5 protein-coding genes are annotated in these 11,109 nt (G+C 67.1%); all 5 read left to right on the top strand.

The window, feature by feature from the left end:
* Positions 1-478: 478 nt before the first annotated feature.
* Positions 479-4,621, top strand: coding sequence for a DNA-directed RNA polymerase subunit beta (gene rpoB, locus ACBY01_RS16810; protein WP_416462142.1), 4,143 nt, complete (start codon positions 479-481; stop codon positions 4,619-4,621).
* A 69-nt stretch (positions 4,622-4,690) separates the two neighbouring features.
* Positions 4,691-8,959: a DNA-directed RNA polymerase subunit beta' gene (rpoC, locus tag ACBY01_RS16805; protein ID WP_416462140.1), complete on the top strand. Its 4,269-nt coding sequence runs from the start codon at positions 4,691-4,693 to the stop codon at positions 8,957-8,959.
* Between the two features lie 159 nt (positions 8,960-9,118).
* Positions 9,119-9,568 (top strand): hypothetical protein, encoded by a 450-nt coding sequence (locus tag ACBY01_RS16800; protein ID WP_416462139.1) that lies wholly within the window; start codon positions 9,119-9,121, stop codon positions 9,566-9,568.
* Positions 9,537-10,325 carry a TorF family putative porin gene (locus ACBY01_RS16795; RefSeq protein ID WP_416462138.1) on the top strand — a complete coding sequence of 263 codons (789 nt, stop codon included), beginning with the start codon at positions 9,537-9,539 and terminating at the stop codon, positions 10,323-10,325. The genes ACBY01_RS16800 and ACBY01_RS16795 overlap by 32 nt, the downstream gene beginning before the upstream one ends.
* A gap of 84 nt (positions 10,326-10,409) precedes the next feature.
* On the top strand, positions 10,410-10,823 hold the full coding sequence (locus ACBY01_RS16790) for a low affinity iron permease family protein (RefSeq protein WP_416462137.1): 414 nt from the start codon (positions 10,410-10,412) through the stop codon (positions 10,821-10,823).
* The last annotated feature ends 286 nt before the right edge of the window (positions 10,824-11,109 follow it).

The raw sequence follows: 11,109 nt of genomic DNA, 5'->3' as shown, positions 1-11,109 counted from the left end.
CACAGCTCACCCACCCGATCCCCGCCGCGTCGCCACTCCCGCCGCCGCAACCACCATTCACGCCACCGCTTCACCAAAAAACCGGTTATGCAAATGTCCCGCGCACGCTGGGATCTCCTGCGGCTCCTGCCCCGACCTGTGACCGGGAGATGCCAGCGTGCGCTGGCATGACGGGGTTGGGGAAATGGGGTACCTTCTGCCGAGCTTCGATGCGGAAGCCTGACCTGCCCGCTCCCCGCGCAACCGTGCGCTTTGATTGACAGTTTCCACGCTGCCCCCTATATCCCGGCTCTGCCTCACGATCGGGAAATGATGCGTCGTCGCGCAACGCATTGGACGAATGGATCGGCCGAGGTCTTACGAGACGCCCCGAAGCTGCGGTCCCCATCGGGGATGACGCGGCTTTTCGCGTCCCGTTCGTGCGCCGGCCCGGGTGATCCCGGGCACGAAATTTGACCAAGCGAGGCGACCTACTCCCATGGCGACCAAGGCAATCGAGAACGGCACTGCGAAGCGCCGCATCCGCAAGGTGTTCGGCGACATCCACGAAGTGGTGCAGATGCCGAACCTGATCGAGGTGCAGCGCGAGAGCTACGAGCAGTTCCTGCGTTCGGACCCGGCGACGGGCTATGTCTCGGGCCTGGAGAAGACGCTGCGCAGCGTCTTCCCGATCCGCGACTTCGCCGGCACCGCCGAGCTCGACTTCGTGACCTACGAGCTCGAGGATCCGAAGTTCGACGTGGAAGAGTGCCGCCAGCGCGGCATCACCTATGCGGCGCCGATGCGCGTCACGCTGCGCCTGATCGTGTTCGAGGTCGATCCCGATACGGAAGCCCGTTCGGTCCTCGATATCAAGGAGCAGGATGTCTACATGGGCGACATGCCGCTCATGACCGAGAATGGCACCTTCTTCATCAACGGCACCGAGCGCGTCATCGTCTCGCAGATGCACCGCTCGCCGGGCGTGCTGTTCGATCACGACCGCGGCAAGACCCACGCCTCGGGCAAGTATCTGTTCGCGGCGCGCGTGATCCCGTACCGCGGCTCGTGGCTCGACTTCGAGTTCGACGCCAAGGACATCGTCAACGTCCGCATCGACCGCAAGCGCAAGCTGCCGGTGACGTCGCTGCTCTATGCGCTGGGCCTGAACTCGGAAGAGATCCTCAGCCACTTCTACAACCGCGTCACCTTCCTGCGCGGTGAGGGCGGCTGGCAGATCCCGTACGCGGCCGAGAACTGGCGCGGCCAGAAGCCGGCGTTCGACATCGTCGACGCCAAGTCGGGCGAGGTGATCTTCCCCGCCGGGCAGAAGATCAGCCCGCGTGCCGCCAACAAGGCCGGCAAGGACGGGCTCGAGACGCTGCTGATCCCGACCGAGGAAATCTTCGGCCGCTACAGCGCGTTCGACCTGATCGACGAGTCGACCGGCCGCATCTACATCGAGGCGGGCGACGAAGTGTCGGCCGAGAACCTCGAGCTGCTCGACAAGGCGGGCATCGATCGCATCGAGCTGCTCGACATCGATCACGTCACCACGGGCCCGTGGATCCGCAACACGCTCAAGGTCGACAAGGCCGAGGAGCGCGAGCAGGCGCTGTCCGACATCTATCGCGTGATGCGCCCCGGCGAGCCGCCGACGCTGGAGACCGCGGAGTCGCTGTTCGGCGGGCTGTTCTTCGACCCCGAGCGCTACGACCTGTCGGCCGTCGGCCGCGTCAAGCTCAACATGCGCCTCGACCTCGACGCCGAGGACACGGTCACCACGCTGCGCACCGAGGACATTCTCGCGGTCGTCAAGACGCTGGTCGACCTGAAGGACGGCAAGGGCGAAGTCGACGACATCGACAACCTGGGCAATCGTCGCGTGCGTTCGGTGGGCGAGCTGCTGGAGAACCAGTACCGCGTCGGCCTGCTGCGCATGGAGCGTGCGGTCAAGGAGCGCATGTCGTCGGTCGACGTCTCGACCGTGATGCCGAACGACCTGATCAACGCGAAGCCCGCGGTCGCCGCGGTGCGCGAGTTCTTCGGTTCGTCGCAGCTGTCGCAGTTCATGGACCAGACCAACCCGCTCTCCGAAGTGACGCACAAGCGTCGCGTCTCGGCGCTCGGGCCGGGCGGTCTCACCCGGGAGCGCGCGGGTTTCGAGGTCCGCGACGTCCATCCGACCCACTATGGCCGTATCTGCCCGATCGAAACGCCGGAAGGCCCCAACATCGGCCTGATCAACTCGCTGGCGAGCTTCTCGCGCGTCAACAAGTACGGCTTTATCGAGACGCCGTACCGCAAGGTCATCGACGGCAAGGTCAGCGACGAAGTCGTCTACCTGTCGGCGATGGAAGAGCAGAAGCACACCGTCGCGCAGGCGAACGCCGAGCTGAACGCGGAAGGCGGCTTCGTCGAGGAGCTGATCTCCGCGCGTCAGGCCGGCGAGTTCCTGATGGCGATGCGCGATCAGATCACGCTGATGGACGTGTCCCCGAAGCAGCTGGTGTCGGTCGCGGCCTCGCTCATCCCGTTCCTGGAGAACGATGACGCGAACCGCGCGCTGATGGGCTCGAACATGCAGCGCCAGGCGGTGCCGCTGGTCCAGGCCGAGGCCCCGTTCGTGGGCACCGGCATGGAAGAGACCGTGGCCCGGGACTCCGGTGCCGCGATCTCGGCCAAGCGCGCCGGCGTCGTCGATCAGGTCGACGCGACCCGCATCGTCATCCGTGCGACGGGTGACGTCGACGCGAACGAAAGCGGCGTGGACATCTACACGCTGATGAAGTTCCAGCGCTCGAACCAGTCGACCTGCATCAACCAGCGTCCGCTGGTGAAGGTGGGCGACGTGGTGAAGGCGGGCGACGTGCTGGCCGACGGTCCGTCGACCGAGTTCGGCGAGCTGGCGCTGGGCCGCAACGCGCTCGTCGCGTTCATGCCCTGGAACGGCTACAACTACGAGGACTCGATCCTCATCTCCGAGCGGATCGTGAAGGACGACGTGTTCACGTCGATCCACATCGACGAGTTCGAGGTGATGGCCCGCGACACCAAGCTCGGGCCGGAGGACATCACCCGCGACATCCCGAACGTCGGCGAGGAAGCGCTGCGCAACCTCGACGAGGCGGGCATCGTCTACGTCGGTGCCGAGGTCGAGCCGGGCGATATCCTGGTCGGCAAGATCACGCCAAAGGGCGAAAGCCCGATGACGCCGGAGGAAAAGCTCCTGCGCGCCATCTTCGGTGAAAAGGCCTCCGACGTCCGCGACACCTCGCTGCGTCTGCCTCCGGGCGTTGCCGGCACGATCGTCGACGTCCGCGTCTTCAATCGCCACGGCATCGACAAGGACGAGCGCGCGATGGCGATCGAGCGCGAGGAGATCGAGCGCCTGAAGAAGGACTCGGACGACGAGCGCACGATCCTCAACCGGGCGACCTGGAGCCGCCTGCGCGAGATGCTGCTCGACCAGACCGCCACCGCGGCGCCCAAGGGCGTCAAGAAGGGCGTGGTGATCGACAGCGACGTGCTCGACAGCGTCGACCGCCACGAGTGGTGGAAGTTCGCCGTCTCCGACGACGCGGTTCAGTCGAATCTGGAAGCCGTGAAGGGCCAGTACGACGAGGCCGCGCGCAAGATCCGCGAGAAGTTCGAGGATCGCCGCGAGAAGCTGGAGCGCGGCGACGAGTTGCCGCCGGGCGTGCTCAAGATGGTCAAGGTGTTCGTCGCGGTGAAGCGCAAGCTGCAGCCGGGCGACAAGATGGCCGGCCGTCACGGCAACAAGGGCGTCATCTCGCGCATCCTGCCGCAGGAGGACATGCCGTTCCTGGAAGACGGCACCCCCGTCGACCTAGTGCTCAACCCGCTGGGCGTGCCGTCGCGCATGAACGTCGGGCAGATCTTCGAGACCCACCTGGGCATGGCCGCGCGCGGCCTGGGCCGGCAGGTCACCGAGGCGCTGGAGCAGTGGCGCGAGGCCAATCCAACGCCGGCAGCGGGCGCGATGCCCGACGCGGTCAAGGATCGCCTCAAGGTCATCTACGGCGAACAGTATCATGACGAGATCGACGCCCGCGACGGCGACGAGATCATCGAGCTGGCGCAGAACCTGAAGAACGGCGTGCCGATGGCGACGCCGGTGTTCGACGGCGCGCGCGAGGCCGATGTGTCGGCGATGCTCGATCTGGCAGGACTCGATACCTCGGGTCAGGTGACGCTCTACGACGGCCGCACCGGCGACTCGTTCGACCGCAAGGTGACCGTGGGCTACATCTACATGCTGAAGCTCCACCACCTCGTGGACGACAAGATCCACGCGCGTTCGATCGGGCCGTACAGCCTCGTCACCCAGCAGCCGCTGGGCGGCAAGGCGCAGTTCGGCGGCCAGCGCTTCGGCGAGATGGAGGTGTGGGCGCTGCAGGCGTACGGCGCCGCCTACACGCTGCAGGAGATGCTGACGGTGAAGTCCGACGACGTCGTCGGCCGCACCAAGGTCTACGAGGCGATCGTCAAGGGCGACGACACGTTCGAGGCCGGCATTCCCGAGAGCTTCAACGTGCTCGTCAAGGAAATGCGCTCGCTGGGCCTCAACGTGGAACTCAAGGCGCTCGAGGACGACGACTTCGCCGAGGCGGCGGAGTAACGGACGGGGCGCCGCAGGCCGGCGCCCCTCCCCTTCCGCCCGGAGTTTCGCCCCTAGAGGGATTACGACATGAACGAACTGACCAACTTCGCGAATCCGGTGGCCAAGCCGGAGACCTTCGACCAGATCCAGATCGGCATCGCCTCCCCCGAGCGCATCCGTTCCTGGTCGTTCGGCGAGATCAAGAAGCCCGAGACGATCAACTACCGCACGTTCAAGCCCGAGCGTGACGGCCTGTTCTGCGCGCGCATCTTCGGTCCGATCAAGGACTACGAGTGCCTGTGCGGCAAGTACAAGCGCATGAAGTACAAGGGCATCGTCTGCGAGAAGTGCGGCGTCGAGGTGACCGTCTCGAAGGTCCGCCGCGAGCGCATGGGCCACATCGAGCTGGCGGCGCCCGTCGCGCACATCTGGTTCCTGAAGTCGCTGCCGTCGCGCATCGGCCTGCTGCTCGACATGCAGCTCAAGCAGCTCGAGCGCGTGCTGTATTTCGAGAGCTACATCGTGATCGAGCCGGGCCTCACCAGCCTGGAGAAGTATCAGCTCCTCACCGAGGACGAGTTGCTCGACGCGCAGGACCAGTTCGGCGAGGACGCGTTCTCGGCCGGGATCGGCGCAGAGGCGGTCAAGCAGATGCTGATCGACCTCGACCTCGAGGGCGAGCGCAAGGAGCTGCTCGAAGAGCTGGCGGTCACCAAGTCCGAGCTCAAGCCCAAGAAGATCATCAAGCGGCTGAAGGTCGTCGAGAGCTTCATCGATTCGGGCAACCGCCCCGAGTGGATGATCCTGGACGTCGTGCCGGTTATCCCGCCCGAGCTGCGCCCGCTGGTGCCGCTGGACGGCGGCCGCTTCGCGACCTCGGATCTCAACGACCTCTATCGCCGCGTCATCAACCGCAACAACCGCCTCAAGCGGCTGATGGAGCTGCGTGCGCCGGACATCATCGTCCGCAACGAAAAGCGCATGCTGCAGGAAGCGGTCGACGCGCTGTTCGACAACGGCCGCCGCGGCCGCACGATCACCGGCGCCAACAAGCGGCCGCTCAAGTCGCTGTCCGACATGCTCAAGGGCAAGCAGGGCCGCTTCCGTCAGAACCTGCTCGGCAAGCGCGTCGACTATTCGGGTCGTTCGGTCATCGTGACCGGGCCTGAGCTGAAGCTGCACCAGTGCGGCCTGCCCAAGAAGATGGCGCTCGAGCTGTTCAAGCCGTTCATCTACGCGCGCCTCGACGCCAAGGGTCTGTCGATGACCCTGAAGCAGGCCAAGAAGTGGGTCGAGAAGGAGCGCAAGGAAGTCTGGGACATCCTGGACGAGGTGATCCGCGAGCATCCCGTGATGCTCAACCGCGCGCCGACGCTCCACCGTCTCGGCATCCAGGCGTTCGAGCCGGTGCTGATCGAGGGCAAAGCGATCCAGCTCCACCCGCTCGTCTGCTCGGCGTTCAACGCCGACTTCGACGGCGACCAGATGGCCGTGCACGTTCCGCTGTCGCTCGAAGCGCAGCTGGAAGCGCGCGTCCTGATGATGTCGACGAACAACATCCTGAGCCCCGCGAACGGCAAGCCGATCATCGTGCCGTCGCAGGACATGGTGCTGGGCCTCTACTACATCTCGATGGAGAAGCAGGGCGAGCCGGGCGAAGGCATGATGCTGGCCGACATGGCGGAGGTGCACCAGGCGCTGCACGCCGGCGCGGTCACGCTGCATACCAAGATCGTCAGCCGCGTTCCGCAGACCGACGAGAACGGCGACAGCTACATGAAGCGCGTCGAGACGACGCCGGGCCGCATGCTCCTCGGCGAGACGCTGCCGAAGAGCCACAAGGTGCCGTTCGAGACCGTCAACCGCCTCCTCACCAAGAAGGACGTGGGCGACGTGATCGACGAGGTCTATCGCCACACCGGCCAGAAGGAGACGGTGCTGTTCGCCGACGCGATCATGGCGCTCGGCTTCCGCAACGCGTTCAAGGCGGGCATCTCGTTCGGCAAGGACGACATGATCATCCCGGGCGCCAAGGAAGCGCTGGTCGACGAGACCCGCGCGCTCGTGAAGGATTACGAGCAGCAGTATCAGGACGGCCTGATCACGCAGCAGGAGAAGTACAACAAGGTGATCGACGCCTGGAGCCGCTGCGGCGACCAGGTGGCAGCGGCCATGATGGACGAGATCAAGGCGGTGAAGGTCGATGCCGACACCGGCCGCGAGAAGCCGGTCAACGCGATCTACATGATGGCGCATTCCGGTGCGCGTGGTTCGGCGGCGCAGATCAAGCAGCTCGCCGGCATGCGCGGCCTGATGGCCAAGCCGTCGGGCGAGATCATCGAGACGCCGATCATCTCGAACTTCAAGGAAGGCCTGACCGTCCTTGAATACTTCAACTCGACCCACGGCGCCCGCAAGGGTCTGGCCGACACCGCGCTCAAGACGGCGAACTCGGGCTACCTGACCCGCCGTCTGGTCGACGTGTCGCAGGACTGCGTGGTGATGGAGGACGACTGCGGCACCGAGCGCGCGCTGGAAATGCGGGCGATCGTGCAGGGCGGTTCGACCATCGCGTCGCTGGGCGAACGCATCCTGGGCCGCACCACGGCCGAGGACGTGGTCGACGGCAAGACCGGCGAGGTCCTCATCCCGACGGGCACGCTGCTCGACGAGGCGATGATCGCGCAGATCGAGGCGCTGAACGTGCCGGGCATGAAGATCCGCAGCCCGCTGGTCTGCGAGGCCAAGGTCGGCGTGTGCGGCAAGTGCTACGGGCGTGACCTCGCCCGCGGTACGCCGGTCAACATCGGCGAAGCGGTGGGCGTCATCGCGGCGCAGTCGATCGGCGAGCCGGGCACCCAGCTGACGATGCGGACCTTCCACATCGGCGGCGCGGCGCAGCTCAACGAGCAGTCGAACCTCGAGGCGCCGGTCGACGGCAAGATCGAGTATCGCGACCTGCGCGTGATCGTCGACCAGCGCGGCCGCCGCGTGGTGCTGAGCCGCTCGGGCGAGATCGCGATCGTCGACATGGACGGCCGCGACCTGGCGGTGGATCGCATCCCGTACGGCGCCTATGTGCTGTGCGACGATGGCCACATCATCAGTGCGGGCGGCCGCATTGCCGAGTGGGATCCGTTCACCATGCCGGTGATCACCGAGAATCCGGGTACCGTGAAGTACCAGGACCTGATCGACGGCAAGACCCTGACCGAACAGGCGGACGAAGCGACGGGCATCACCCAGCGCGTCGTCACCGAATATCGCGGCAAGGCCAAGGAGGACCTGCGTCCCCGCCTGACCCTGCTCGACGAGAATTCGGGCGAGGCCGGCCGCTACATGCTGGCGCCGGGCGCGACGCTGTCGATCGAGGACGGGGCGCAGGTCCAGGGCGGCGACGTTCTGGCCCGCGTCAGCCGCGAGGCTGCCAAGACCCGCGACATCACCGGCGGTCTGCCGCGCGTCGCCGAGCTGTTCGAGGCGCGCAAGCCGAAGGAGAACGCGATCATCGCGAAGGTCTCCGGCCGCGTCGTGTTCGGCAAGGACTATAAGGCGAAGCGCAAGATCGGCATCCAGCCCGAGGACGGCGGCGACGTTGTCGAGTATCTGGTGCCCAAGTCGAAGGTGATCGACGTTCAGGAAGGCGACTACGTCAAGCGTGGCGACAACCTGATCGGCGGCTCGCCCGATCCGCACGATATCCTCGAGGTTCTCGGCATCGAGCCGCTCGCGGAATATCTCGTGTCGGAGATCCAGGAGGTCTATCGACTGCAGGGCGTGAAGATCAACGACAAGCACATCGAGGTGATCGTTCGCCAGATGCTGCAGAAGGTCGAGATCACCGAAGGTGGCGACACCACCCTGCTGGCGGGCGAGCAGCTCGACCGCGACGAGATGGACGAGGCCAACGCCAAGCTGGCCCCGGGCCAGCAGCCGGCGCAGGGCAAGCCCATCCTGCTGGGCATCACCAAGGCGTCGCTGCAGACCCGCAGCTTCATCTCGGCCGCCTCGTTCCAGGAGACGACCCGCGTGCTCACCGAGGCTTCGGTGCAGGGCAAGATCGACTCGCTGAACGGCCTCAAGGAGAACGTGATCGTCGGCCGGCTCATCCCGGCGGGTACCGGTGCGGGCATGAACCGCCTGCGCGTGGCGGCGACCAGCCGCGACGTGGCGCTGCGTGCCCAGCAGCGTGCGCTGCAGGCCGCGCTGGTGGCGCCGAACAGCGCCGACGAGGAGCATGAGGCGGAACTCGCCCGTTCGGCGCGCGACGACCAGGGCACCAGCGATCCGCTGGCCTCGGTCACGCCGAGCGGCCACGGCACCGACGACGATGCCGGCGAGTATCTGAACGACTGATCCGGTCGCTCAGGCTGAACCAACAAGGCCGCCGTCCGGGCAACCGGGCGGCGGTTTTGTTATGTTTTGTGGCTGGGCGGGCGCGACGGCGCCGATCGATTGAACCCCCTCCCCGCGCTTCCTATCCCGAAGGGACAAGAACAACCGGAGAGGAACGCCATGCACAGCCTGCTCGTCGCGATGACGCTCGCGACCGCCCCCACCCCGCTCGTCCACGACGTCGCGATCGATCGCGGCGCGGTGCCGCTGACCCTACGTTACGAGGCCGACGTCGCGATCGAGCACCGGCAGGTCGGCAGCGTCGCGCCGGGCGGGCGCCCGGACACGCTGCGCTGCCACTGGACCGCGAGCGCCGAGGTGCGCCGGACGCTGGTTCGCCAGGGACAGGCTGCCGAACCGAGGCTGGCGTTGGAGTCGGCGGGTCGGCTAGAGCCGCTCTCGGGCCACCGCCCCGGCTGGTGCGACGCGAACCGCGCCGCGATCGCCGAAGCGGTGGAGGCGGGCATTCCGGCCCTCCGCACCCGGCTGGCCGCGCTCGCCGAGCGCGACCGCGCCACCCTTGCTTCGGAGATCGACGATGCGACTGCGCTGTTCCGCACCGGGGGCTGACCCCCGCCTTTCCCTCCTTGCCGGCGCTGCGCTGCTCTCCGTCACCGCAGCGCTCCCCGCGCACGCGCAGAGCGAGACCCAGCGGCCGACGCTCTCGGTCGAGCTCACCACCGACGCGCGCGAGCGCGGCATCAGCTGGAGCGACGGCGACGCCAGCCTGCGCGGCAGCGCGACCATCCCGCTCGGCGATCAGGGCTTCTCGGCCAGCGCCTCGGTCGCGACGCTCAACGACAGCCCCCGCCACGGCGGCGCGGCGGTCGGCATCGACCTGGGCGCGAGCTATGCGCAGTATCTCGGGCCGGTCCGCGTCGACGGCGGCGTCACCGGCCACTTCTTTCCCGGCAGCGACCGGGCGCTCAGCTACGTCGAATTGGGCGGCGGTGCCGGCTTCGCGCTCGGCCCCGTCCAGCTCGACGGCTTCGCCCGCTACGCGCCCAAGCAGTCGGCGATCGGCGGCGACAATTTCTACGTCGGCGCCGAAGGGCGGCTCGGCATCCCGGTGACGCCGTTCACGCTGATCGCCGGCATCGGCCACACCTCGGGCAACGTCGACGACGCGGTGCGTGCCGCGCGGCTGCGCCCGGGCGGCAGCTACATGGACTGGCGGCTGGGCGTCGAGCACGTCACCGGCCCGCTGGTGCTCGGGCTCGACTATGTCGATACCGACATCTCCGACCGGGCGATCGTTCCCTCCCCCTATGCCGACGGCGGAAACGCCGACAGCCGGCTGCTGGCGCGGGTCGGCCTCAACTTCTGAAACGGGCCGGCGGCTCCGGGAGCGCCCCGGAGCCGCCGGGCAAAGGCCTTGCATCGCGCGCGGGCTACGCCTTTGGTCGGCGCCATGCTCGACCGCGTCTTCACCGCCATCTCGACCCCCATTGCGACCGCCGCGGGGCAGCCGCTCACTTTCGTGCTCGCACTGGGGACGATCCTCGCCTGGGGGATCAGCGGGCCGATCTTCGGCTATTCCGACACCTGGCAGCTGGTGATCAACACCGCGACCACCATCGTCACCTTCCTCATGGTGTTCCTGATCCAGAATTCGCAGAACCGCGACGCCGCGGCGATGCAGGCCAAGCTCGACGAGCTGATCCGCGCGCTCGATTCCGCGCGCGGCGAGTTCATCGGCATCGAGCACCTCACCGACCACCAGATCGAACACATCCGCGCCGCGCTGGAACAGGAAGCCGGGCACGAGCCGGGCAAGGTCGGCACGGTCGACGACAGCGTCGAGACGCTGCTCAAGCGGCGGTAGGGTATTCCCTCTGTCGTCATCCCAGCGGAGGCTGGGATCTCCCGCGGCGCCTGCCCCGCGCTATCGGCGGAGCCCCCAGCCTGCGCCGGGGTGACGTAGGGCGGCGGAGCGCGGTCGGAACCCCACTCCCCGTCATCCCAGCGGAGGCTGGGATCTCCTGCGGCCCCTGTCCCGCGCCCTCGGCGGAGACCCCAGCTTTCGCGGGACCTTTGCATAAAGCTGGGGATGTGATTCTCTTCGCTGGGTATCGGAGAGATGAGATGCGCAAGCAGACGAGGCCGGCGTC

The organism is Sphingomonas mangrovi (assembly GCF_047975845.1).
Classification (GTDB): Bacteria; Pseudomonadota; Alphaproteobacteria; order Sphingomonadales; family Sphingomonadaceae; genus Sphingomonas.
This window is presented reverse-complemented; position numbering and strand designations above follow the sequence as displayed.

Bases quoted from the DNA above. Each gene is read 5' to 3' on its own strand.
- rpoB (WP_416462142.1), top strand. From the start codon at position 479: ATGGCGACCAAGGCAATCGAGAACGGCACTGCGAAGCGCCGCATCCGC.
- ACBY01_RS16800 (WP_416462139.1), top strand. From the start codon at position 9,119: ATGCACAGCCTGCTCGTCGCGATGACGCTCGCGACCGCCCCCACCCCG.
- rpoC (WP_416462140.1), top strand. From the start codon at position 4,691: ATGAACGAACTGACCAACTTCGCGAATCCGGTGGCCAAGCCGGAGACC.
- ACBY01_RS16795 (WP_416462138.1), top strand. From the start codon at position 9,537: ATGCGACTGCGCTGTTCCGCACCGGGGGCTGACCCCCGCCTTTCCCTC.
- ACBY01_RS16790 (WP_416462137.1), top strand. From the start codon at position 10,410: ATGCTCGACCGCGTCTTCACCGCCATCTCGACCCCCATTGCGACCGCC.